22 protein-coding genes are annotated in these 24,389 nt (G+C 66.3%); 5 read left to right on the forward strand and 17 right to left on the reverse strand.

Annotated features, from left to right (window positions below; genetic code table 11):
- Positions 1-30: 30 nt before the first annotated feature.
- A complete protein-coding gene (locus AC6CHY_RS09450; RefSeq protein WP_217388424.1) occupies positions 31-1,224 on the reverse strand; it encodes an acyl-CoA dehydrogenase family protein in 1,194 nt (397 codons plus the stop codon).
- Positions 1,225-1,266: 42 nt separating this feature from the next.
- Positions 1,267-2,628, reverse strand: coding sequence for an aminotransferase class III-fold pyridoxal phosphate-dependent enzyme (locus AC6CHY_RS09455; RefSeq protein WP_217388423.1), 1,362 nt, complete (start codon positions 2,626-2,628; stop codon positions 1,267-1,269).
- 82 nt (positions 2,629-2,710) lie between these two features.
- On the opposite strand from AC6CHY_RS09455, the gene AC6CHY_RS09460 reads away from it, so the two are divergent.
- Positions 2,711-4,264 carry a PucR family transcriptional regulator gene (locus AC6CHY_RS09460; protein ID WP_217388422.1) on the forward strand — a complete coding sequence of 518 codons (1,554 nt, stop codon included), beginning with the start codon at positions 2,711-2,713 and terminating at the stop codon, positions 4,262-4,264.
- Here AC6CHY_RS09460 and AC6CHY_RS09465 read toward each other — a convergent pair.
- The 4 genes from AC6CHY_RS09465 to AC6CHY_RS09480 all read right to left on the reverse strand — a co-directional run bounded on the left by AC6CHY_RS09465 (position 4,244) and on the right by AC6CHY_RS09480 (position 9,230).
- Positions 4,244-5,443, reverse strand: coding sequence for a CaiB/BaiF CoA transferase family protein (locus AC6CHY_RS09465; RefSeq protein WP_498226576.1), 1,200 nt, complete (start codon positions 5,441-5,443; stop codon positions 4,244-4,246). The genes AC6CHY_RS09460 and AC6CHY_RS09465 overlap by 21 nt on opposite strands.
- The gene (locus AC6CHY_RS09470; RefSeq protein ID WP_254455954.1) at positions 5,440-6,963 is read right to left on the reverse strand and encodes an APC family permease; all 1,524 of its coding nucleotides are present in this window, start codon (positions 6,961-6,963) and stop codon (positions 5,440-5,442) included. The genes AC6CHY_RS09465 and AC6CHY_RS09470 overlap by 4 nt, the downstream gene beginning before the upstream one ends.
- Positions 6,964-7,174: 211 nt before the next feature.
- On the reverse strand, positions 7,175-8,737 hold the full coding sequence (locus AC6CHY_RS09475; RefSeq protein WP_217388420.1) for an MFS transporter: 1,563 nt from the start codon (positions 8,735-8,737) through the stop codon (positions 7,175-7,177).
- Positions 8,730-9,230 carry a MarR family winged helix-turn-helix transcriptional regulator gene (locus AC6CHY_RS09480; RefSeq protein ID WP_217388419.1) on the reverse strand — a complete coding sequence of 167 codons (501 nt, stop codon included), beginning with the start codon at positions 9,228-9,230 and terminating at the stop codon, positions 8,730-8,732. Before AC6CHY_RS09480 ends, AC6CHY_RS09475 begins: the two co-directional genes overlap by 8 nt.
- 126 nt (positions 9,231-9,356) lie before the next feature.
- Between AC6CHY_RS09480 and AC6CHY_RS09485 the strand changes: the two genes are divergently transcribed.
- Entirely contained in the window at positions 9,357-10,223 is an 867-nt protein-coding gene (locus AC6CHY_RS09485; protein WP_498226577.1) for an inositol monophosphatase family protein, read from the forward strand.
- Here AC6CHY_RS09485 and AC6CHY_RS09490 read toward each other — a convergent pair.
- Both AC6CHY_RS09490 and AC6CHY_RS09495 read right to left on the reverse strand, forming a co-directional pair.
- A complete protein-coding gene (locus tag AC6CHY_RS09490) occupies positions 10,215-10,991 on the reverse strand; it encodes a hypothetical protein (protein WP_217388417.1) in 777 nt (258 codons plus the stop codon). The two genes, AC6CHY_RS09485 and AC6CHY_RS09490, sit on opposite strands and share 9 nt — an antisense overlap.
- Before the next feature lie 97 nt (positions 10,992-11,088).
- The gene (locus tag AC6CHY_RS09495) at positions 11,089-11,592 is read right to left on the reverse strand and encodes a DUF2087 domain-containing protein (protein WP_217388416.1); all 504 of its coding nucleotides are present in this window, start codon (positions 11,590-11,592) and stop codon (positions 11,089-11,091) included.
- Between the two features lie 45 nt (positions 11,593-11,637).
- Between AC6CHY_RS09495 and AC6CHY_RS09500 the strand changes: the two genes are divergently transcribed.
- Positions 11,638-11,850, forward strand: coding sequence for a hypothetical protein (locus tag AC6CHY_RS09500; RefSeq protein WP_217388415.1), 213 nt, complete (start codon positions 11,638-11,640; stop codon positions 11,848-11,850).
- A gap of 71 nt (positions 11,851-11,921) precedes the next feature.
- Here AC6CHY_RS09500 and AC6CHY_RS09505 read toward each other — a convergent pair whose 3' ends face one another.
- Positions 11,922-13,598 carry an FAD-binding dehydrogenase gene (locus tag AC6CHY_RS09505; RefSeq protein WP_498226578.1) on the reverse strand — a complete coding sequence of 559 codons (1,677 nt, stop codon included), beginning with the start codon at positions 13,596-13,598 and terminating at the stop codon, positions 11,922-11,924.
- A gap of 198 nt (positions 13,599-13,796) precedes the next feature.
- Here AC6CHY_RS09505 and AC6CHY_RS09510 point away from each other — a divergent pair, with 198 nt between their 5' ends.
- On the forward strand, positions 13,797-14,591 hold the full coding sequence (locus AC6CHY_RS09510; protein ID WP_498226579.1) for an alpha/beta fold hydrolase: 795 nt from the start codon (positions 13,797-13,799) through the stop codon (positions 14,589-14,591).
- Between the two features lie 19 nt (positions 14,592-14,610).
- Here the strand turns inward: AC6CHY_RS09510 and AC6CHY_RS09515 are convergent, their stop codons facing one another.
- The 8 genes from AC6CHY_RS09515 to AC6CHY_RS09550 form a co-directional block, all read right to left on the reverse strand.
- Positions 14,611-15,021 carry a cupin domain-containing protein gene (locus AC6CHY_RS09515; RefSeq protein WP_217388412.1) on the reverse strand — a complete coding sequence of 137 codons (411 nt, stop codon included), beginning with the start codon at positions 15,019-15,021 and terminating at the stop codon, positions 14,611-14,613.
- A gap of 34 nt (positions 15,022-15,055) precedes the next feature.
- On the reverse strand, positions 15,056-15,850 hold the full coding sequence (locus AC6CHY_RS09520) for an IclR family transcriptional regulator (RefSeq protein ID WP_217388411.1): 795 nt from the start codon (positions 15,848-15,850) through the stop codon (positions 15,056-15,058).
- 51 nt (positions 15,851-15,901) lie between these two features.
- Positions 15,902-16,378 (reverse strand): nucleoside deaminase, encoded by a 477-nt coding sequence (locus AC6CHY_RS09525; protein ID WP_217388410.1) that lies wholly within the window; start codon positions 16,376-16,378, stop codon positions 15,902-15,904.
- A gap of 111 nt (positions 16,379-16,489) precedes the next feature.
- Positions 16,490-17,746, reverse strand: a complete 1,257-nt coding sequence (locus AC6CHY_RS09530; protein WP_217388409.1) for an aminopeptidase P family protein — start codon at positions 17,744-17,746, stop codon at positions 16,490-16,492.
- Positions 17,747-17,969: 223 nt separating this feature from the next.
- Positions 17,970-18,218 carry a hypothetical protein gene (locus AC6CHY_RS09535; RefSeq protein ID WP_498226580.1) on the reverse strand — a complete coding sequence of 83 codons (249 nt, stop codon included), beginning with the start codon at positions 18,216-18,218 and terminating at the stop codon, positions 17,970-17,972.
- 227 nt (positions 18,219-18,445) lie between these two features.
- A complete protein-coding gene (locus AC6CHY_RS09540) occupies positions 18,446-19,846 on the reverse strand; it encodes an MFS transporter (protein ID WP_254455953.1) in 1,401 nt (466 codons plus the stop codon).
- A 254-nt stretch (positions 19,847-20,100) separates the two neighbouring features.
- Complete coding sequence (locus AC6CHY_RS09545; protein WP_217388407.1) at positions 20,101-20,895, reverse strand: creatininase; 795 nt, start codon at positions 20,893-20,895, stop codon at positions 20,101-20,103.
- A 207-nt stretch (positions 20,896-21,102) separates the two neighbouring features.
- On the reverse strand, positions 21,103-22,686 hold the full coding sequence (locus tag AC6CHY_RS09550) for a purine-cytosine permease family protein (protein WP_217388406.1): 1,584 nt from the start codon (positions 22,684-22,686) through the stop codon (positions 21,103-21,105).
- Between the two features lie 175 nt (positions 22,687-22,861).
- Here AC6CHY_RS09550 and AC6CHY_RS09555 point away from each other — a divergent pair, with 175 nt between their 5' ends.
- Positions 22,862-24,364, forward strand: a complete 1,503-nt coding sequence (locus tag AC6CHY_RS09555) for a PucR family transcriptional regulator (RefSeq protein WP_217388405.1) — start codon at positions 22,862-22,864, stop codon at positions 24,362-24,364.
- Positions 24,365-24,389: the final 25 nt, after the last annotated feature.

Below are 24,389 nucleotides of genomic sequence, written 5' to 3' on the forward strand. Positions count from 1 at the left end.
CGTTCCTCTCGAAACGATGGTGGGGGTTGTTTAGCGGAAGGCCGGGACGCCGGTGAGCTTGTTTCCGAGGATGAGGGTGTGGACCTCGTCGGTGCCCTCGTAGGTGCGCACCGATTCCAGGTTGTTGGCGTGGCGCAGAGGCGAGTACTCCAGGGTGATGCCGTTGCCGCCAAGGATGGTGCGGGCCTCGCGGGCGATCTTGATGGCCTCGCGGCAGTTGTTGAGCTTGCCCACCGAGATCTGGTGCAGATCCAGGGTGCCTGCGTCCTTCATGCGCCCGATGTGCAGGGCCAGCAGGTAGCCCTTGTTGATTTCCAGGGCCATGTCCACCAGCTTCTGCTGGGTCATCTGGTACCCGGCCAGCGGCTTGTCGAACTGCATGCGCTGCTGCGAGTACGCCAGGGCATCCTCGAAGGAGTCGCGGGCCGCTCCCATGGCGCCCCAGATGATGCCGTAGCGGGCCTCATTCAGGCAGGAGAACGGTCCCTTTAGCCCCGTGACGTTCGGCAGCACCGCGGTCGCGGGCAGGCGCACGTCGGTCAGCTCGATCTCGCACTGGATGGAGGCGCGCATCGAGAGCTTGGGCTCGATCGGGGTCGCCTTGAACCCGGCGGTCTGGGTGGGGACCACAAAACCGCGGATGCCCTCGTCGGTCTGTGCCCAGATGACCGCGACCTGGGCGACGTTTGCCAGCCCGATCCAGCGCTTGGTGCCGTTGATGACCCAGTCGTTCCCGTCCTTGCGGGCGAAGGTCTTCATCGCCGAGGGGTCAGAGCCGGCAGTGGGCTCGGTCAGCCCGAAGCAGCCGATGGCCTGCCCCGCCGCCATCTTCGGCAGCCACTCCTGCTTCTGTTCCTCGGAGCCGTGCTTGTAGATCGCGCTCATGGCCAGCGAACCCTGCACCGAGACGAAGGTGCGCAGCCCCGAGTCCCCTGCCTCCAGCTCGGAACCTGCCAATCCGTACTCCACCGCGGTGCCCCCGGCGCAGCCATAGCCCTTCAAGTGCATGCCCAGCAGGCCGAGCTTGGCCATTTCCGGGACGATCTCCAGCGGGAAGACCGCGTCGGCGTACCAACCGGCGATGTTCGGCTTGATGGCCTCGTCGACGAAGGTCCGCACCTTGGAACGCAGCGCGAGCTCCTCGGCGGTGAGCAGCGCATCGAAGTTGATCAAATCCGCCGGGTCCAACTGGTGGGTTTCGTGGTCGTGCATGGTGAGGGTCATGGTGTTCTCCAAAAAGTTCGGGGGGGGTGAAGTGGTCCGGTGCTAGTTGGCGGCGTCGGTGATTGCCTGGGCGAGCACGTCCAGCCCGTCGCGCAGCAGCTCCTCGCCGATGACCAGCGGGGGCAGCAGGCGCACGACGTTGCCGTGGGTGCCGCAGGTCAGGGTGAGCACACCGGCGGCGTGGCAGGCGGCGGAGATCTCCTTGGCCTTATCCGCGCGCGGGGCCAGGGTCCCGGCGTCGGCCAGTTCGATGGCGAGCATGGCGCCGCGGCCGCGGACCTCGGCAACGATGCCGGTGGAGGAAAGCAACGGCTCAAGGATTTCGCGGGCGACCGCCTCGATGTGGCGGGCGTTGGCCAGCAGTGATCCGTCCTCGAACTGCTCGAAGACCGCCAGCGCGGCCTCGCAGGCCAGCGGGTTTCCGGCATAGGTGCCGCCCAGTCCCCCGGCGTGCGGCGCGTTCATCAGCTCGGTGCGTCCGGTGACGGCGGAGAGCGGGACGCCGTTGGCCAGTGCCTTGGCGGTGAGGATCATGTCCCCCGCAACGCCCTCGTGTTCGGAGGCGAAGAGCGTTCCGGTGCGGCCCATGCCGGCCTGGATTTCGTCGATGACCAGCACGATGCCGTACTTGTCGGCGAGTTTGCGCAGGCCCGGGATGAAGCCGGCGGCCGGGACGATGAAGCCGCCCTCGCCCTGGATCGGCTCGATGACCATGGCGGCGAAGGTGTCCGCGCCGTGTTCCAGGATGGTGGCCTCCACGGATTCCAGTGCCGCTTCGGCGCCGGACTCGAGGCCCTCGGCGGGACGCAGCGGGTTGGCCGAGGCGGCGCGGATGATCTCCGCGGGAAGCGGACCGAAGTTCAGCTTGTAGGGGTTGACCTTGGCGGTCATGGCCATGGTAAGCAGAGAGCGGCCGTGGTAGGCCTCGTCGAAGACCAACACGTTGGGCCGTCCGGTGGCGGCACGGGCGATCTTGACGGCGTTTTCCACGGCCTCGGCGCCGGTGGAGAACAGCCCGGTGCGCTTGTCGAAGTCGCCGGGGGTGTTGGCGTTGAGCCACTTGCAGACCTGGGTGAAGGATTCGTATTCGGTGACCATGAAGCAGGTGTGGGTGAAGGCGTCCAGCTGCGCGGCAACGCGTTCTGCCACGCGCTTGTTGCTGGCGCCCAGCGAGGTCACGGCAATGCCGGAGGCGAAGTCGATGAGCCGGTTGCCGTCGACGTCCTCGACGATTCCGCCGTCCGCGCGGGCCACGAAGACCGGCAGGGTGATGCCGAAGCCGTTGGTCACCTGTGCGGTGCGTTCGGCGTGCAGGGCCGTGGAGCGCGGGCCGGGGATGGAGGTGGCAAGGTGGCGGGTCTGCGGGAGCGTCTCGGCGTCAACGGCCAGAAGTGTTTCGGTCATGGGCTCCACGTTATGCCAGGACGTGACACACGTCATTGGATGATTTGCCCAACACGACCCACTCTGTTGGATAATTCAACCCATGATTTCCTTGTTGCAGTTGGGTGCCGAACTCGGACCCGAACTTGTGCCCAGCCCCGGGTCCGAATTCAGCGCCAAGCCGGTGACGGGAGTCCATGTCTCCGAGCTGGAGGACCCCACCCCGTACCTGGAGGGCGGCGAGCTGTTGCTGACCACCGGCATGCCCTTCGCAAAGTCGGCGGCGCTCTCGCTCGCATACATGAAGCGGCTCGGGTCAAAGGAGGTTCGTGCCGTGGGGCTGGGCCTGGGCCCATGGCTGAAGCAGGTGCCCGGGCACGTACTGGCCGCCAGCCGCGCGGCGGGCATCGAGCTGGCGATCGTCCCCGACGGGGTGCCGTTCCAGCATGTCTCGCGCGCATATTGGCGGCTGTCCACCCGGGACGACACCGCCAACCTCATGGATTCGCTCGGCACGCAAACGGCGCTGGCCCGGGCGGCCATGCGCCCCGACGCCACCAGCGCAGTGGTCCGCGGACTCGCCCAGGCGCTCGGCGGCTGGGCCGCCTATCTTCCGGCGGATGCCGGAACCGAGACCGTGTGGCCCGCCTCCGCAAGCGCCCTGGTCGAGGACCTGCGCGCCGAGTCGATTCGCTTCAACAAGGCAGGCGTCCCCTCGGCCGCCACGTTTGAGCTCCACGGCCAGCCGGTGGTGTTGTACCCGATCCTGCTCGGTGCGCGGATCCACGGGTTCCTGTGCATCGGCTCGGGGCGCACGCTGACCCGCGCCGACCGGCAGATCATCATGACGGTCTCCACGTTGCTGGCCCTGCGGGCCAGGCAGCGCGAGGTGGTCGTCGGCACCGCCCATGCGCTGGGCGCCGCGACGACCAAGCTGCTGCTGCACGGGCAGACCGAGGCGGCCCACATGGTGGCCGAGGACCTGGGACTGGCCGAGCTTCCCAACCGGGTCCGCCTGCTGGGCATCAGGCTCTCACCCGGGGACGACCCGGGGCTGGCGGCACGGGCCGCGGCCCGGCTTCTCGCGGATCCGGGGTTGCCGGACCTGTCCGCCGCGGTGGATGCCTGCACGCTGCGCCACGTCCAGGACGAGGTCCTTTACCTGGTACTGCCGGCCTCCGGGATCGGCAGCAAGCCCGCGGACGGGCCCGGCGAGTCCCTGGAGCAAAATGCCCTGTTGGGGCTGCCTGCCCTGGCCGACCCCGAGGTCTCCGGATCGCTGGCCGCCGCGCTGGGCGACCCCGTGAGCCTGGGAGAGATCCCGGGCAACCTTGCGGTGTTGCGCCGGGCCACGCTGCAGGCCCCGGCCGGACGGCTGGTTGCGGTCAACGCCAGCGAGGATGCCAAGGCCGCCGGCTGGGTTCGCCTGCTGGCCGACTACCACCGCGCCGACCTGTTGGGCACGGTGCGCGCCTACCTCGCGGCGCGCGGCACCTGGGAGGATGCGGCACGGGCCCTGGGCATCCACCGCAATTCCCTGCGCCACCGGATTTCGGTGGCCACCACGCTCATTGGCGTGGACCTGGACGACCCGGATGTCGCGGCGCATCTGTGGCTGGCGCTGCGCCGCGAGACCTCAGGGCCGGGGCTGGGCTAGGGACTGGAACTCCGCCATCGATTCCGCGTCGCTGCCCAGCCAGGCCCGGACGGTTTCGGTGTGTTCGCCCAGCTGCGGCGGCGCCATGGCAGGGGCATCCAGCGCCGGGGTCCAGGTGATCGGGTGGCGCACCTGCCTGCCCACGGTGTCCCCTTGCGAGTTGTGCACCTCGATGACCGGGTCCAGTCCCAGGGATTCGGCGTAGTCCAGGCCCTCGTCGATGCCCGCGACCTTGCCCGCCGGCACGCCCACGGCGGTGAACCGGGTCTGCCACCTCGCCCCGGTGTCCGCGCCCAGCGCGTCCTCAAGCAACGGGATGAGTTTTTCGCGATGGGCCACGCGGGCCGAGTTGGTGGCGAAGCGGGCGTCCTCGGCCAACTCCGGTTTTCCGATCTCGGCGCAGAGCCTGGCAAACTGGCCGTCGTTGCCGCAGGCCACCGCCACCGATCCGTCGGCGCATGACAGCAACTGGTAGGGCACGATCGAGGGGTGCTCGTTGCCCATGCGAGCGGCAACCTTGCCCGCCCCCAGGTAGGCCTGGCCCTGGTTGGCCAGCGCGCCCTGCAGGCTGGAGAGCAGGTTGACCTCCACGTGGGCGCCGGTGCCGGAGGAGGCGCGGGCGTGCAGCGCCGCCAGCACCCCGATGCTTGCGTCCTTGGCGGTGAGCACGTCCACCAGCGCGACCCCTGCCTTCATGGGCTCCTCCCCGGCCTCGCCGGTGATGGACATCAGCCCGCCCAGGGCCTGGACGATGAAGTCGTAGCCGGGCAGGTGCGCCCCGCCGGCGGACCCGAATCCGGAAATCGAGGCATAGACCAGCCCCGGGTTCAGTGCCGAGAGCTCCGCATACCCCAGCCCCAGCTTGTCCATGCCGCCGGGCTTGAAGTTCTCCACCAGCACGTCGGCGCGCAGCGCCAATTCCCGTGCCACCTCGCGGTCCGCCGGATCGGTGAGGTCAAGGGCGACCGACTGCTTGTTGCGGTTCACCGACTCGAAGTAGGTGGAGCCGGTGGCGGAGAACGGCGGCCCCCAGCTGCGGGTGTCGTCCCCGGTCCCGGGACGCTCGACCTTGATGACGGTTGCACCCATGTCGGCCAGCGTCATGGTGCACAGCGGTCCGGCCAGGACCCGGGAGAAGTCCGCGACGATGATTCCCTCGAGGGGACGGATCTTGTTCATGCGTGTTCCGAGTCCTTCACGTTGTTCCTGGCCGGCACCGCCGGCGGGGCCTGGCCGTAGACGGCCTCCGCCTTGGCGGCCTTGCGCATCGCCAGGCGGGTGAGCAGTTCCTCCTCGGCGTCGATGCCCGGGACCACACCGCGCGGCACCCGCAACAGGAAGACGAAGCCCAGGACCCACCAGGCCCCGAAGAGCAGCCACGGCTGGATGCCGATGGCCGCGGGCATCCCCGGCAGGTAGAGACTGATCAGCGCGGCGCAGAAGAGCACCGAGGTGACGCCGATGGCCTGGCCGAAGTTGCCCTTCCCGCCGATGCGCAGCGGGCGCTCCATCATCGGTTCGCGCCGGCGCAGGATCACGAAGGCGACCCCGACCAGCAGGTAGGCGATCACGATCGAGGGCGAGCCGGAGTCGACCAGCCAGCCGAGCATGGCCGAACCGAAGAACGGGGCGAGCACCGAGAGCCCGCCGATGAACAGCAGGGCGTTGACCGGGGTGCCGTACTTGGGGTGCAGCTTCGCGAACCAACCCGGCAGCATGCCGGAGCCGGCCATGGCGTAGAGCAGACGGGAGGCGCCCATCAGCAGCGAGTTCCAGGAGGTGAGGATTCCGGCGATGCCGCCTGAGATCAGCACCTTTGCCATCATCTCCGAGCCGAAAAGCGCGCCCATGGCATCGGCGGTGGCCAGTTCGGAGCCGGCCAGCGCCGCGGCGCCCATGCCGGAGGAGGTGGCCAGGATGACCATGACGTACCAGGCGGTGGCGATGAGGACGGCGATCACGACGTACTTGCCGATGCGCCGCGGTTCGATGTCGCATTCCTCGGCCGATTGCGGGATGACGTCGAAGCCCACGAACATGAACGGCACGATGATCATCACCCCGAAGAACCCGGCAACCCCGTTGCTGAAGAACGGCTCCATGGTTTGGGTGGATCCGCCGGCGAAGGAACCGAAGAGCAGCACCGCGCCGATGGCGAAGAGGAAGAGCACCACGAAGGTCTGCACCACCCCGGCGGTCTTGATGCCGCGGATGTTGATGGCGGTGATGACCACCGCGCCGAGCACGCCGACCAGCGCCCAGGTCAGGTAGACCTCGGAGCCGGCGATGTCCCAGAGCTTGATGCGGTTCAGGTCGGGGAAGAGGTACAGCGCCGTCTTGGGCAGGGCCACCGCCTCGAAGGCGACGATGGTGATGTAGCCGCCGACGATGGCCCAGGACCCGGCGAAGGACCAGCGGGCGCCCATGGCGCGTAGCAGGTAGTTGTGCTCGCCTCCGGCCCGCGGCATCGCGGCGACCAGTTCTGCGTAGGTCAGCCCGACCACGGCCATGATGCCGCCGCCGACGACCATGGCCAGGGAGGCGCCGAGCGGGCCGGCGGTGGTGATCCAGTCACCCGTGAGCACCACCCAGCCGAAGCCAATCATGGCTCCCACGCCGATGGCGAGGGTGTCCCAACGGCCCAGGACCTTCTTGAGTTTCGGTGTTTCGGTGGTGTCTTGCGTGTGACTGCTGGTCATCGCGGTTCCTTCCGTGTGTACGACCCAGCACACACTACGCAAGGAAAGTGACAGAAGTCTCGGACAGATCATCCAATCCCTTGGCCGGTTCATCCAAAGCCGCCGACATTTCCTGTCTCTCCAACGGGAACGCCGGCCAACGCAGCAGGTCCCGGGCACCAGGGGTTTTCCCTTGGTGCCCGGGACCCTGACGGAAGCCCCTGCTCCGGAATCAGACCGTCCGGCGCAGCGGGACTTCCTTGATGAACAGGATGCACACCAGCCCGACGACGGCGACGATGGCCGAGGTCATGAACACCACGCCGGTGGCATCGCCGAAGGCCGTCTCGTACATCAGGCGCACGGCAGGGGGCATCTCCGAGAGGTTCAGCGACGTTCCGCCTGCGGCAACGCCGGTGGAACCGTCGGGTGAGACCAGGTGCGCGGACTTCAATGCATCGAGCACCAGCGCCCCGACCTTGTCCGAGAGCATGGCCCCGAGCACCGCCACGCCCGCGGCCCCGCCGACGGCGCGGAAGAAGGCGACCGAGGAGCTGGCGGTGCCGATGTCGGTGACCTTGACGGTGTTCTGCACCGCAAGGACCAGGTTCTGCAGCATGAAACCCATGCCCAGGCCGTTGAAGAACATGCCGGTGGCCAGGATCCAGTAGTTGGTGTCGTGGGACATCATGCCCAGCAGCCCCAGCGCTCCGACGTTGAGGATGGCGCCGATGACCAGGAAGATCTTCCAGCGCCCGAAGCGGGAGATCAGCTGGCCGGAAAAGACCGATCCGAACAGGTTTCCCGCGATCATCGGCAGGGTCATGACCCCGGCCAGGGTGGGGCTCGCCTCGCGGGCCACCTGGAAGTATTGGCCCAGGAAGGCGCCGGAGCCGAACATCGCCACGCCGATGGAAATCGAGGCGAGGATCGCCAGGGCGGTGGTGCGGGTGGCGATGATGCGCAGTGGGATCACCGGTTCCGGGACCCGGCCCTCGACCCAGAGCAGCAGGGCAATGAGCACCAGCGAGCCGCCGACCATCGCGTAGGTCTGCCAGGAGTTGAACTCGTAGAAGCCCGCCTTGCCCACGTAGGAGACCCAGATCAGCAGCACGGAAACCGAAATGGTCACCAGCACCGCGCCGGCCCAGTCGATGTAGACCTTCCGCGGGACGTGTGCGATGTGCAGGGTCTTGTGGATCAGCCACATGGAGATGACGGCAATGGGCACCCCGATGAAGAAGGTCCAGCGCCAGCCCAGCGGGGAATCGACGATCAGCCCGCCCAGCAACGGGCCGCCGGCGGTCGCCGCGGCCATGACGCCGCCGAAGTAGCCCGAGTACTTGCCGCGCTCGCGCGGCGGGATGACGGTGCCGATGACCGCCATGCCCATGGCGGTGAGCCCGCCCATGCCGATGCCCTGGATGACGCGGGCGCTCATGAGCATGGGGATGTTGATGGCGAACCCGGCCAGCATGGAACCGCACACGAAGATGACGATGCTGATTTGCAGCAGCTTCTTCTTGTCGAAGAGGTCCGCCAGCTTGCCCCAGATCGGGGTGGTTGCGGCGTTGGCCAGCAGGGCCGCGGTGAGCACCCAGTTGAAGTCGGTCTGCGTGCCTTCCAGCGCGTCCATGATCGTCGGCAGCGCAATGGAGACAATCGTGGTTGCCAGCATGGCGGCGAAGAAGGATGCCAGCACGCCGGTGATCGAGCGCAGCACCTCCTTCTGGCTCATTTGGGGCTGGTCGCCGGGGCGCTCCCGCGTCCGGTCGACTGATTGCTGCTCAGACATGGGGGTTCTCCTCCGGGCCGTTGGGGGCCGTGGCGTTCTTGACGTGGATGGAATCCAGGCCGGCACGCAGCACCTGTTGGATGTTGTTCACGGTGGCCGCGGCCGCGGCGATTTCCGCTTCGTCCCAGTCCTTGAGCAGCCCGGCCAGCACCGTGGCGCGCCTGTCGTAGGCGGAATCGAGCTCCTCAGCGCCGCGGGGCGTGAGGGAAATCAATTGGGCGCGGGCGTCGGTGGGGCTGGGGGTGCGCACCAGCAATCCGGAGCCTTCCAGCTCAACGACTTGGCGGCTGAGCGCCGCGGGTCCGATGCCGATCCACTGGGCGATGTCGGTGGCGCGGGTGGGCTGGTTGCGCTGGATGTAGGCCAGCACGCCCAGGCCCGCGAAGCCCACCGACTGCTTTCCTTCGCCGAGGTGCTCGACGCAGCGCAGCGTGCGCTTGAGCGCGGTGAGGCTTTCGACCAGTTCAAATGTTGGGGTTTCGCCGCGTGGCAACGGATCGTTCTCCTTCGCAAATATAGTTGACCAAGGCTAATGTTGCCTTCTGCAACCATATGGTGAATTTAGTTGCCCCGTCAAACTAATTTGGCGCAACTCACAGCGGCGCTAGGCTGGTGGATCGTGAGCACCGAAAATTTCAGCACCTCCGACATCGCCTTGGCCGCACGGCTGCGCTCGATTGCGCTGGACGCGGCGCGGCTCGCCGCACCGGTCCTGCGCGGGGCGTTCCGCCAGGACGTGGAACGGGAAAACAAGACCAACGCCCATGACCTGGTGACGGCATTCGACAGGCGCAGCGAAGAGATCATCCGTGGACACCTGCTGGCGGCCGAGCGCGACTCCCGGGTCCTGGGCGAAGAGGGCGGCAGCACGGGTGCCGGAAGCATCCAGTGGATAGTCGACCCCATCGACGGCACCAGCAATTTCACCCACGGGGTCGCCTTCTTCTGCATCTCCATTGCGGCTGCCCGCGACGGGGTGCTGCTGGCGGCCGTCGTGCTTGACCCAGTCGCCGGGCTGGAATTCACCGCCGATGCGCAACACGCCTACCTGAACGGCGCGATCCTGTCTCCCGGCGCCCGCCCGGACCAGCATCACGCGAACATCATGACCGACTACCCCTCGGCCGAGGCCCTCGAACTCGACGGGGAGGCTGGGCTGCGCGAGTTCGGCGCCTGGGTCGGCGCCTTTGCCACCGTGCGCCGCAAGGTCTCCGCCGCCCTGGCCCTGGCCCATGTCGCGGCCGGCTGGTGCGATGCAACCATTGGCTTCGACACCAAGCCCTGGGACATCGCCGCCGGGGCCCTGCTGGTGCGCCGCGCCGGCGGCAGGTACCTGGGCTACCGCTACGACGGGCAGACCCTGCCGGACCACGAGGCGCCGTGCTTCCTGGCCTTGGGACCGGGTGCAGACTACCCGGTGCTGGATGGATCGATCCGCCGGATCATCGCCGCCCGCAACGCGGCGGGCGCGGGCGGGTCAGCCTAGGTCGCGGGCGCTGATCTCCTCGGGGAAGTCCAGGTCCTCGACCTTGCGGACCAGGACGTCGCTGAGCATGCATTCGGCCACCGCGTCGCTTCCGGCATCGGTGCTTTCCACCAACAGGTTTCCCGCCGTGTCGTAGATCCGGCAGCTGACCTCTCCCCGCTTGCCGTCCACGTTCGTGACGACGAGGCCGCCAAAGAGCGTCGACGCATCCACGGTGCTGCGAAACGGGTCGGAATGGTTGGTCGTTTCCGGCATGGCCGAGGTCGTCGTCAACGAGAGCACATATTCGTCGGTGCCCTCCGCTTCGAACTCAAAGCTCTGCGTGTTGTCGTAGAACGAGAGGATCGTGGAAAGCAGCACGGCGTAGAGGATCGAGACCAGCAGCCCGAACGTGCCGGTCACCAATGCCGTGACGCTGAAACCGCGGCTCCTGATCCGCTTGGCGATGCCCACGATGCCCAACACCATCGCCAGGGGACCCAGCACGAAGGAGACGAAGCCGAGAAACGGGACCAGGGACACCGCGGCCGCCACGATGCCGGTCACCATCGCGAAGGTCGTCATCCCGTATGTGCGCAGCGGCGGCTGGTTGCCGCCGTTGCCGTAGTGCCCGTAGTATCCGCCCGGCGGATACTGGCCCGGATACGCGCCCTGGTACTGGCCGGGGTACGGCTGCTGCCCGGGTGCGGGCCGCCCCGCGTACCCGCCGGGAGACGACCACGATCCGTGGTGGGGATCGCCGCCCGGGCGGGCATACGGGTCAGACATGGGACTCCTGGAATGTATGGGAACGGAGCGGCAGGTGCCGCAATCCGTACACATAAGAAATTACTCCCTTGTGAGCCGTGGACACAAACATCCTCCGCTAGTCCGAGCCGTCCGCCAGCCGGTACGCGGACCCGTCCGGCTGGCGCAGCAGCATCCCGTAGTCGACCAAGTAGCGGCGCAGGAGCACCGGGTCGTCGGTGAACTCCTCCAGCTTCGAGGTCAGTTCGACCTCGGTGAGCCGCTGCCCGTGCCGCAAGACCTTGCCTGCAATCACGCGCAGCAGGCCCAGGCGTTCCTCGTGCTTCCGGGGATAGCGGTCGATGCGGCCCGCTTCGTCGAAGTAGCGCTCGCTGCCCGTCTGCTGATCCCTACGTGCTCCGGCGGCCAGCACGCGGGCAAAGACCTGCTCGTCCACCAGGCCCCGTCCATCGAGCAGGCCGGCGCTAGCGAGGTTTTGCCGGGCCTTGGCCCGGCGTTCGGGCCGCAGGTCGCTCTCCAATCCCAGGACCTGCTGGGCGTAGTAACGGCGGGTCTCCTCGTTGGCCAAGGCACCAAAAACCTGGCGCCAGTCCCCCGCGGATTCCTGCACTGGATCCTTCATGGTCTATCCCTCGTTTTTCCTTGTTGTTCGGCTTACCCTGAGGACATGGCTACTCTATTTCATCGAAATGCGCAGACTGCCGTGCACCACCACGGCGGCGGATCGATCATCCTTGGCGGAATCCTGGCGATGTTGTTGTTCGCGATATTCGCCATCTTCCTGTTTGCCGTACAAGGGGCCTGGGAACCGATGATGATCGGCATCGCCTTCGGCCTTTCGGCAGTGCTCTTTGGCACGGCGTACCACTTCACGCACTGACCGAACCCACCTCGCCGGGCCACGAACATCCCAGACCCCCGACATCAGGGGCGGGACGTTGGTGGCTCGCCCTATGTCCGCTTCCAGGCCCCCGCCGCGTGCCGGCCGGCCGCCCTGCCGCTGAAGAGGCAGCCGCCCAGGAAGGTGCCCTCGAGCGCACGGTAGCCGTGGATGCCCCCGCCGCCGAAACCCGCCGCCTCTCCCGCCGCATAGAGTCCCGGGACCGGGTTCCCGCCGGCGTCCAGCACCCGCGAATCCAGGTCCGTCTGGATCCCGCCCAACGACTTGCGCGTCAGGATCCTCAATCGCACGGCGATCAGCGGGCCGGCTTTCGGGTCCGTGATGGGGTGCGGCTTGACGCTGCGCACCAGCTTGTCGCCCAGGTAGTTCCTGGCCGAGGTGATGGCCGAGATCTGGCCGTCCTTGCCGAATCCATTCGCCGTGGCCGAGTCCCTGGTCGCGAGCACCCCGGCAACCTGGGCCGGATCCAGGAGGTCCTCCCCGGCCAGCCGGTTCATCTTGGCCACCAGCTCATCGAGTGTAGCCGCCTGGACGAAGTCCTCGCCTTGGTCCAGGAAGTCCTGGACGGGGCCGGGAACATCCACTCGCGCCCGCGCCAGCACGGCGCGGATGTCCTTGCCGGTGAGGTCGGGGTTTTGCTCGGAGCCGGAGAGCGCGAATTCCTTGCCGATAATGCGTCGGTTGAGGATGAACCAACTGTGGTCGTGCCCGGTGCCGCGCAGGTGTTCGAGGGTCCCGAGCGTGTCGAAGCCGGGCCACAGCGGGTCGGGCAGGCGCTTGCCGGTGGCATCCAGCCACAGGGAACTGGGCCCGGGTAGGATGCGGATTCCGTGGCGCTTCCACACCGGGTTCCAGTTGGCGATTCCCTCGGTGTAGTGCCACATCCGGTCCCCGTTGACCAGTCGGGCACCGGCCCGGTGGGCGATGTCCAGGCCGCGCCCGTCCACGTGCGCGGGCACTCCGGAGACCAGGTCCCGCGGCGGGCTGCCCAGGCGTTCCGGCCAGGCCGCGCGCACCTTGGAAAGGTTCCCTCCGATGCCGCCGGTGGCAACGACGACGGAGGGGGCAAAGTATTCGAAGTCCCCGGCCTTGGTGCGGTTGCTGTCCTCCCCGCGCGGCGCCGGGTCATTCGCCAGGATGCTGCCGCGCACACCGTTGACGGCACCGTTGGCGGAGGCCAACTCGTCGAGTTGGTGCCGCCAGAGCATGGTCAGCTGGCCCTTGGCCTCGGCGATCCGGGCCGCCCGGATGAACGGAGCCAACAGCCCCGGCCCGGTCCCCCAGGTGATGTGGAATCTCGGCACCGAGTTTCCCGGTCCCTGCGCGCCCGCCCCGCCGCGTTCGGCCCACCCGACCACCGGGAAGAACCGGATGCCGCGTTCATGCAGCCACTGCCGCTTGCCGCCGGCCGCCCAGCGGACGTAGGCGCTCGCCCATTTGCGGCCCCAGTCGTCCTCGTCGCGATCGAACCCTGCGGTGTTGGCCCAGTCCTGCAGCGCCAATTCCTTCGAGTCCTTGACACCCAGCCGACGCTGTTCCGGCGAATCGACCAGGAAGATCCCGCCAAAGCTCCAATGGGCCTGCCCGCCGAGGTTCGCCTCGGATTCCTGGTCCAGCAGCAGCACGCGCGCGCCGGCCGCGGTGGCCTCGGTGGCCGCCACCAGCCCGGCCAGGCCGGCACCGACGACAATGACATCGAAGTGTTGCGAATGCGGGATGTTCGACATGGATCCACGATAGCGCCGAAGTGGCGCGGGCCACATCAATGGCCCGCTGGCCAGCGCCGCCGGAGTCTCCGTCCGACACCGCCGGAACCAATGCTCGGCCTCCGTCCTTGCACGAAATCCGCCCGCCGCCGCCCAGGGACGCCGTGTCCATTACGTTTCCCCAAAGCCGGACGCCGCGCTGGCTGCTAGCCTTCACTCGTGCACTTCGTTGAACATGGTTCCGGGATCCCGCTGTTGCTGATCCACGGATTCTGCGTCGATCATCGCCTGCTGCTGGGGCTCGATCCCGTGTTTGCCGCGCGTGGCCGGTGGCGACGGGTCTACATCGACCTACCGGGAATGGGCGAGTCCATTGCCGGACCCGGCATCCGGAGCTCCGACGACGTCGCCGACGCGGTCGCGTCCTTCGCGCGAAAGACCTTCGGCAGCGAGCGATTCGCGATACTCGGCAATTCGTTTGGCGGAATGATCGCCCGCCACCTGGCGGCCGAATTCGGCGACCAGGTGCTTGGACTTGCCCTGCTTTGTCCGGTGGCCGCGGCGGAGCACAAACGCCGGGTCTTGCCGGGGCAAACCGTGTTGCGCTCCGACCCGGGCCTTCTGGCGACGCTGGACCCCGAAGACGCCAAGCCCTACGCGGACATGGCCGTCATCCAGTCGCCCGAGAACTGGGCCCGTTTCCGCGACTCGGTGCTTCCGGGGCTGCGGTCATTCGACCGTTCGGCCATCGGCCGTATCGCCGGACGCTACGCGCTGACCCGGGAACCCGAGGAACGTTCCGGCAAGTTCCCTGCCCCCACCCTGATCATCGCCGGGCGGCAGGACCACGTCGTGGGGTTTGCGGACCAGATGGCTCTGGCGAGGCACTACCCGCGGGCCACGCTTTCGGTCCTCGAGGGTGCCGGCCACAACGCGCACCTCGACCAGCCCGAACTCACGCACGACCTGCTCGAGAGGTGGCTCAAGCTCATGGAATCCCCACTGCCTGGTTGAACCGGCGCCCGGCTGGGCCCTACGGCGTTCCTGCTCGTGCGGCCCTGGCCTTGGCGACCGAACCGAAGGCGGAGAAGTCCTTGTGCCCTTCCTCGCCCCAGACCACCAGCACCCGCAGGGTTTCGTCCCCGGTGTTGCGCAGGTCGTGTTCCACCCCGGCCGGGGCCAGGACGCTGTCCCCGGCCCGCAGTTCGTGGTGTTCCTGGCCCACGCGCATCGACGCGGTGCCCGACAGCACCAGGTAGAACTCCTCCAGGGCCATGTCGTGGCGGTGGTGGGTGTGCATGCCCTCGTGTCCGCCGGGCGCCAGTTCCCAGGTCTGGATGGCGACGGGCATCTTCATCTCGTCGACGAAATGGAATTGCATGCGGGTCTCGGTGCCCTCGTGCAGGGCGTATTCAAAGGTGTGTGCACCACGTGGTTCAAACATGCCGCTCCCCCTATTCGATGGTTGCGCCGTCCGCTCAGGCCGGCGATGCGCCCAGGCGCATGCTGATTTGCCGTGCCGCCCGCACGCAGGCGGCACCGAGTTCGTCCAGCTGTTCCTTCGAGACCCGGTAGTACGGGGCCGCGATCATGGCGCTTGCCACCACGGTGCCGCGGTGGTCGAAAATCGGCGCGGCCACGCCGACCTCGTCGGGCGAGGTCTCTCCGTGATTCGCCGCGTAACCCCGCTCCCGCACCGTCTCCAGGCGCTTGAGGTAGGTGGCCCGTGCGCCGGCGGTGTTCGCGGGCAGCAGCACGGCGCCGGATTCCAGCAGGCCCGCGGCGCGGTCGGGCGCCTCGTGGGCCAGGAAGACCTGGACCGAGGCGCTGAGCGCGGTGTTGTAGCGGCTGCCCATGGCCGAGGTGTGCTTGACCTGGTGGATGCTGGGGATCTGCTCGACCGAGACGGATTCGGCGCCGTCCCAGATGGTCAGCACCGCGGTTTCCCCGGTATCCGCGGCCAGTTCGGCCAGGAAGGGGTAGGACACCCGCCGCACGTCGAGGTTGGCCAGCAGCGGTCCGGCGACCGCGATGAGCCCCAGTCCCAGCGAGTATTTGCGGGTGGCCTCGTCGCGGGCCACGATGCGTTCCTGCTCCAGCGTGGCCAGGATCCTCGAGATGCTGGATTTGTGCAAGCCCACCCGGGCGGCGATTTCCGTGACGCCCAGCACCGGGTTCTCAACCGTGAAGCACCGCAGCACGTCGATGACGTTGACGATGACCGAGGCGCCGCGCGGTTCCGCGGTGGTGGTTTCAGCCGCTTGGGCAACCATGGGGATTCCTCCGGTGGGTGGGGTGCTGGTTGGTGCGTTCACGGTTGTACGCTACCGGGCCGTGTCGGGTTGCGCCTCGTCGACGCCGATGTCTTCGTTCCAAAGTCCCGGGTTCTGGGTGACGAAGTCTTCCATGAGTGTGGTGGCCCGGGCATCGTCGATGACCACGACTTCCACGCCGCGGGAGCGCAGCAGTTCGAGCTCGCCGGGGAAATTCCGGTTCTCCCCGACCACCACGCGCCGGATGCCGAAGAGGATGATCGATCCGGAGCACATGGCGCAGGGCGCCAGCGTGGAGTACAGGGTGGTACCGGCGTAGGAGGCCCGACGCCCGGCATTGCGCAGCGCGTCGATTTCCCCGTGCGCCGTCGGATCCCCGTTTTGCACGCGGCGGTTGCGGCCGGCCCCCAGCATCACGCCGTTCTCGAAGATGCTCGATCCAATGGGCACCCCGCCCTCGCCGGCACCCAGGCGGGCCTGTTCAAGGGCGGTGGCGTATCCGGCGCGGTCGTGTTCGTCCAGGATCATGGCGAGGGGCTCGATTCTTCGTCGGAAGCGGGGATGACGGTGGCCATCGGAAAGGGGGCGGTGGGGCACACGCGTGCACTCCACCGCCCCCTCCATCATGCCAGTTCGATGCTAGGCATCAATGATGTTGTTTTCCGGACCGAAGCCGAACTTGGTGATGTTCTCGACTCCGCCGTCCTCGCCGATGACCAGGATGTCGTGTTCGCGGTATCCGCCGGCTCCCGGCTCGCCGTCCAGGACGGTGATCATCGGTTCCATGGAGACAACCATGCCCGGTTCAAGGACCGTGTCGATGTCCTCGCGCAGCTCCAGGCCCGCTTCGCGGCCGTAGTAGTGCGACAGCACCCCGAAGGAGTGGCCGTAGCCGAAGGTGCGGTTGGGCAGCAGGCCGTGGCCGATGAAGATCTCGTTGAGCTCGGCGGCAATGTCCTTGCAGACCGCTCCGGGCTTGATGAGTTCCAGGCCGCGCTTGTGCACCTCGACGTTGACGTTCCACAGCTCCAGGGATCGGGCGTCCGGCTCGCCGAGGAACAGGGTGCGCTCCAGGGCGGTGTAGTAGCCGGAAGTCATCGGGAAGCAGTTCAGCGAAAGGATGTCCCCGCGCTCAAGCTTGCGGGTGGTTGCCCAGTTGTGGGCGCCGTCGGTGTTGATGCCGGACTGGAACCAGACCCACGTGTCGCGCACTTCGCGGTGCGGGAAGGTCTTGGCGATCTCGTGGACCATGGCCTCGGTGCCGATGAGGGCGACCTCGTATTCGGTGATGCCCTCGCGGATCGCGGCCTTGATGGCCTCGCCGCCCAGGTCGCCGATGCGCGCACCGTGCTTGATGACCTCGATTTCCTCGGCGGACTTGATCATGCGCTGGCGCATGGCGTCCTGCGAGACATCCACCAGGGTGGCGCCCTCAAAGGCCGCGCCGATTGCCTGGCGGGTGAACAGGGCCAGGGCGTCGTCCTCGACGCCGATGCGCGCGGCCTTCACGCCGTCGCGCTTCAGGGCTTCCTGCAGACCGTAGTAGAAGTTGTCGCGCTTCCAGTCCGTGTAGACGATGTTGTCGCCGTAGCTGGTGCGCCATGGCATGCCGGCGTCGATGTTCGCGGTCACGGTGGTGGAGTTGTTCGCGGTGACCACCAGGGCGTAGTTGCGTCCAAAGGTGGTGTAGAGGAAGTCGGAGTAGTACTTGATGCCGTGGTAGCTGGTCAGGATGACCGCATCCAGTTCCTTGGCGGCCATGATCTTGCGCAGGCCGGTCAGGCGGCGCTCGAACTCGGCATCCGAGAAGGTCAGCTGCTGCTTGGTGCCGTTGTGCAGCGTCTTGAGGCGCTCGAGGTCGGAAACGTTGGTGGCGCTGTGAGCGGTGGTGGTCAAGGTATTGACTCCTTAGAAGTAAACAGGTGGCAATGGAGACCGGCCCAATCAAAAGGATTGCGTGGATTCTTGGGAACCGCCGGAGAAAGTTTCGGACTGTTGCACTCATTGCAACGCCGTTGCACTCAGATTATGTGTGCCCCAGCTCACTGTCAAGTGGTTTCCGGCGAACTTCGAAAGATTTCCGACCAGGGCTGCTCGACGGGGCCTTTTGCGGTTACTTTCAAGGAGCCTGCCCCACGACAAAAGCAAAGGTCGCGGTCTCCGCCATTGCGGACACCGCGACCCTCACGCGACCTTCACGCGACCAGCCGGCCCCGCGTAGCCCAGTGTCGCCGTTGCCCTCCTCCCTCGAATCGGGAACGAAGACCAGAGCCGGGTCAGGGTTGTTGATGAAACTTTCCAGCTGCCCGATCGCCTTGTCACGCTTGAGCAGTCGCCGGATCAGCTTGATGATCATCAGAATGATCACTTATGGAAACGGGAACGCACCGATGATTGCGCCGGTTTGCACGGCGTCGCCCTGATGAAGCGAAGAAGCCCCACCGACACAGCGGACTTGGCGCCGCAATCGGTTTCGGCACTCAAGGCCGAATGCCGAGTCGCCTTGTCCGGCGACAAGTTATGGCACCTCCAAGACGATCTTCCCGGCCATCAACCCACCCTTTCGGGCATCTACAACCTAGGTGACAACCGCGTTTAGCTCAGCGGCTTCTTGCTGGTTTCGACCGAGAAGGCGACCGCGACCAGGGAGATGACGGCTGCTCCCATGAGGTACCAGCCGGGGGCCAGGTCGGTGCCGGAGCTGGCGATCAGGACGGTTGCCACGAAGGGCGCGGTGCCACCGAAGAGCGCATTGGACAGATTGAAGCTCACGGCGAATCCGGAGTAGCGGACCCGGGTGGGGAACATTTCGGCCAGGAAGCTGGGTAGCGTCCCGTCATTGAGGCTCAGCATCGCGCCGAGCAGGATCTGCACCAGGACGACGACGAGGAAGTTGCCGGTTTCCAGCAGCATGAACGACGGGACCGTCAGCACCACGAACAGGATCGATGCGCTCATCAAGACCTTCTTGCGCCCAAAGCGGTCCGAGAGCATTCCCACCACGAAGATGAATCCGATGTACGTGGCCAGTGCCACGGTGGTGGCGACATAGGATGCGGTTTCGCTCAGCCCGATGTTTTGGGAAAGGTGGGTGGGCATGTAGCTGAGGATCAGGTAGAAACCCACGGCATTGAGCAGCACCGCACCGACGGCCTGCACGAGCTGGCGCCAGTGGTTCTTGAACAGCGAGCTGACCGGGGCCTTGACTGCATTGTCTTCCTTGGCCAGTTCCTTGAAGACCGGCGAGTCCTCGAGCTTGGTCCGGATATAGCGCCCGATCAAGCCCATGGGTGCGGCCAGCAGGAACGGCAGACGCCAGCCCCAGGACTGCATTTGCTCGGGTTCCAGCATGCCCGTCAGCAGCGCCGCAAGCAGCGAGCCGAGTAGCAGGCCGGTGGCGGTGCTTGCCGGAACAACGGCGGCGTAGAGGCCTCGCCGGTTGGCCGGTGCATATTCCACCAGGAAGGCGGAGGCTCCCGCGTATTCGCCGGAGGCGGAGAACCCCTGGACGACTCGGATGATCAGCAGCAGGATCGGCGCCCAGATCCCGATGGTGTTGTAGGAGGGAATCAAGGCAATGCAGAAGGTTGCCGCGGACATGATCAGGATCGACCACGAGAGCGCCTCGCGCCGGCCGATCTTGTCTCCCAGGTGGCCCCAGACGAATCCGCCCAAGGGACGGACCAGGAACGAGATCGCGAAGAGTGCGAAGGTGAGCATCAGGCCGGTTGCCGGGTCGGAGTCCGGGAAGAAGACCGCCGTGATGGTCACGGCAAGGTAGCCGTAGACGGCATAGTCGAACCATTCCACGAAGTTGCCGATGAAGCTGGCGGCAACGACCTTGGTGCGGGTTTTCTTGCCGATCCCGGCCGGGTCCGGACGGCCCTGCCCGCTGAGCGTTGGGCCGAGGTCGGAGGCCTGGCTATTGGTGAGCGTGCTCATTGCAGAACGCGCGCGGGCACCGTTGCCGTCCGCGGAGTTGTTGCGCTGAATCATTTGGGAACCACCAGAGTTTATTTTGGTTGCATTCGTTGCAACACTGTTGCGCTCACTTTATTTGTGTCCCGCATCACTGTCAAGGGTCGCGCTTGGCCCGCTCCACATTTGTTGCCCGTGGCGTTAAAAAGTTTGGGCGCCCGGTCTCCCGGGCGCCCAAACTTGCACGATATTCATGCCCTACGGAACCGTCGACAAGCCCGCTCACGCTCGCCGACGATGCGCCATGCCGGCATGACCGGCCACAATGGCCGCTACCTGACAGCCAGGGATTCCAGTGCCAAGGAGTATTCGTCCTCGATGGCCCGGGCCACGCCGTTGGTCACGGCGTCCAGGAGCAACTTCCCTCGTTCGGCGCTGGCGCCCAGTGGCGAGGACAGGCATCCGCTGGCCGGGGTGCGCGCCGGATCCTCGGGGAAGATGTCGTAGGGCTTCAGCTGCGCCGGCGGGTGGTCGACCGCACGGGACATGTCGACCTTTTCAGGGTGCAACAGCAGCATGAGGGAAGTTTCCAGCACCCCGCCGTGCTCAATGTCCCAGCCAAGGAAACCATCAGGGAAGACCTTTTCCAGCGTCTCCGCGTCAACGAAGTCCCAATAGGAGAGCAGCATCGCCCGCGCATCGCCTCCTGCTTCCCGGGCCCGGCCCACCGCAATTTCCAGCCCCTCGTAAATGAATTGGTAGTTTTCGAAGTGGCCGTTGAGTATGACCACCTTGGTGAACCCCTGCCCGAGGAAGGAGCGGGCAATGTCTTCCACCTGGCCGGTGAGCGTTGCCCCGCTCAGGCTCGTGGTTCCGACCCTGTGATTACCCCCTCCGGAGCGCGGCTGCGACTTGTATCCATAGGAAAGGGTCGGCGCCACCAGGGCGCCCAGCTTCTCGGCCACCACTCCGGCAATGGCGCGCGACAGCATCGCGTCAACGCCCAGCGGCATATGTGGGCCATGTTGTTCGGTGGCGCCGGTGGGAATGATGACCGTTGCTTGGGGCTGGACTACGTATGCGGCAAAGGTTTCCGCATCAATGTCTTCCAGAAAAACCGACTGCATCGAGGTACTCCTTGTGGTGTTGGCGCGTGGCGTCCCGTCGCTGATTCGCCCCGCGCCATGCGATTTATGGGATTGGGCCTGGGAAATCCAATGGCGATCAAAGCAACTTGGCCGCGTTGATCATCACGGCACTCCAGCCCGTGGCATGGTGGTGCGGGTCCCGCGGCCGATGCTTCGGCCACGGGACCCACTGGTCTTCACCGGCCCCTAGGAGCCGATCTTGTGCTTTGCGGATGCCGGCTCCGGGTGCGAAACCTCGTCGTCGATCCGCTGCTCGGCGAGCAGGAATTCCGCGCTGCCATGCTGGCGAATGAACTCCGCGTCGGAGCAGTCAATCTTCAGTCCCAGCGGCACTCCCTGTTCGATGCGGGACTTGAATCGGCTCAGTCCCAAGAAGTAATACAAGCCGGCGCTGGTGGCGGTTCCGGCCAGCCAGGAGAAGTCGATGCCGCCCACCGCGGTGGCGATCGGGCCCTGCAGGGGCGGGATCGACCCGTACATGCACATCCAGGTCATGAAGATGCCGCCGGCGAAGGCAATGAATGCAGCGGGGTTGAAGGACTTGAGCTTGGTCGACCTGGGATCAAGGAACAGGTAGGAGAAGTCCTTGTGGCGGCGTTCGAAGACGAAGTAGTGCACCGCCATGATCCCGCCCCAGGTGGCAACCCAGGCCGCGATGGCAATGATCCAGTTGTGCAGGACCTCGGCAAAGTCGTGGGCGAAGAGGAATGCGATGACGGCGGCCATGGACAGGACGCCAACCAAGAGGGAAAGCTTCTTTCGCGAGACGTTGATGTCCAGTGCCTGCGTTGCAACACCGAAGGTGTACATGTTGATGATGTTGGTGGCGATCGGCCCGTGGATGACCAGCAGGATCACGGGGATCGACAGGGTGCCGAAGGATTCCACGATCAGCTGGCCGGGATCGGCGGTGCCGTTCTTGGTGGCGAGGCTGGCGCCCAGGATGCCGAGCCAGACGACCGGGAGGAACTGGCCAAGGACACTGACGAGGTAGAGCTTGTGGGTCTTGATGCGCTTTGAGACGAAGCGGGAGTAGTCCGGTGCGTAGGTGAACCAGCCGATTCCCCAGCCAATCCCGATGGCGGTCATGATCGAGGACATTGCCGCGATGCGCGGCATGCCGGTGAGGACCTCGCCGACGGGGCCCTGGTAGCTCCAGTCGATGTCGAGCTGGGTCCAGGCGAGAATCGACATGGCGATCAGCACGATGATGGTCGGCGGCATGGTGATGCGCTCGAAGCGGGCGATGGCCTTGTAGCCGCGGTAGCAGATGGCCACTTGGATGGCCATGATGACCGCCGCCGTCGAGATCTTCCACAGCAGGTTGCCTGCGGTCGGATCGACCCAACCGATCATGCCGAACAGGGCCATGATCAAGTCGAGGATGACCCAGGTGTTGACCGCGGACCAGCCGATGGCAATGACAGCCTGGATGGCGGCCGGCAGGTAGGCCCCGCGGCGGCCAAATGCGCCTCGGGCCAGCAGCATGCCGGTGGCGCCGGTCTTCTGCCCCAGAACGACGAAGAATCCGAAGCCGAGCATGCCGATGACGTTTCCGGCAATCAGCACGGTCAGGGTATCGGCAAGGCCCAGGCCCAGGTGGATGCCCAAGGCTCCGAGGATCCAGTTGATGGGGGCGACATTGGCCCCGGCCCAGATCCAGAACTGCCCGGAAAGCTTGGTGGTCCTGGCGGATTCGGGTATCGGCTGAAGGGAGTCCTCGACCTCATGGGTCACGCTTTCAGATGAACTGGCAACATCTCTACTCATTGGTTCACTCTCTCGACTGCGGTGGTTCGACAAGAACTTACCCACCAGCGTAGGAGTGATCTTCACCACCTAGTACACTCAAAATGTATATTTATAATCCAGTCTCGGTGACAAAGTGTCACCTAGCGGCGCTTCCGCCCATCAATCGTTCCGTTTCCACCCCAAGGATCCGTGCATGCTTCTCCGCCTCAAGGACGTTCTGGCCAGTCCCCTCTTCGCCAAGGCGCGGCCGCGCGTCGTCGCCGGCGCCGACCAGGTCCCGCACAACGGGGTCCGCTGGGTGCACTCCAGCGAGGTCCTCGAGATTGCGCCACTGTTACGGGGTGAGGAACTATTGCTCAGTGGCGGCCAGACGCTCCTGGCTCTGCGCCCCGAAGCCCAGGTCCAATACATCCAGAGCCTGGCGGAGCGAAAGGTCGCGGCGCTGGCCATTGAGACCGCCGGACTGAACAAGAGCCTCTCCCGAGAGCTCATAGATGCAGCGGAAGCCGCCGGACTGCCCCTGATCGAATTGCGCGCCACGGTTCCTTTTGTGGAACTCGCGGAAACCATCAACCGCAGCATCGTCTCCGCCCATGCCTTGGCGCTGCAGCGTGCCGACGAGATCTCCCAGCGCCTGGCCCACCAGATCGCCACCTCCGGCCCCAACCTGGCTCCGTTGATTTCGTTGATCGCGGAGGCCCTGGAGGCGAACGCCCTTCTGGTGGACCTGGGCGGCATCACTCTGGCCAGCAGCCGCGCGCTCCCCGAGGACGAGATCGGGATGGAAATCGTCTCCGACATCTTCGTCAGCAACGTGGTCGGCGCCAGGCTGCACCTAGAAAGCCGGCACCCGTCCGAGCGGGAACTGCTGACCACGGTTGCCGAGAGGCTGGGCAGCATCCTGGCATTGGCCCTTTCCCAGCACCACCGGCCCACGCGCTCGCAAATCGCCGATTCGGCACTGATGCAGGCCATCATCCGCAACTCGGGCGACGGCGAGGTCAAGGACCTGTGCACGAGGGTCGGGCTCGAGGTGAATGTCCCGGTGGCCGTGGTCATTTTCCGCGGCGTCGAGCTGGGCCGGATGCGCAGTACCCTGGAACGGATCCTGCGGCGCAACAGCCCGGACATCAAGACGTACCTCGATGGCGACTACCTCTATGGGCTCATCCCGCTCAGGGGCCGCTCCCCCAAAGATGAGAGGCGGAAGATCCTCAGGGGGTTGCGCGGTGAAATCGGTGCGGTGCCCGTTCAAGGCGTCTTTGGTCCATGGGTAGCCGATGCCACGCACGGTTCGTGGTCGCTGCAGGAGGCGTTCCTGACCGAGCGGCTGGCCCTGCCCATGCCGGATTCCGGCGGGCTGCGTGATTGCGGGGAAGTGGTCCTTGAACGCCTCTGCGTCCGGGAGCTGGGGCGCGACTCGGTGGACCGCTTTGTCCAGGAGAACCTTTCGGACCTGATCGGCCACGACACCATGCGCGCCGGCGACCTGGTGGCGACCCTGGATGCGTGGCTTACCTCGGGGTGCAATTCCACGGCCGCCGCCGCGTCCCTCTTCATGGAACGCCAGACGCTGCACAAGCGGCTGAACAAGATCTTCGAGCTGCTGGGCGGCGATCCCCGCGGCACCTCGCGCCTCGCGGCCCTGCAACTGGCCACCAAGCTGGCCACGTCCAACATGGCCGGCGGAAAGTAGGTTCCCCGCCGCGCGGACTCTTCTC

Source organism: Paeniglutamicibacter sp. GQ140 (assembly GCF_059759235.1).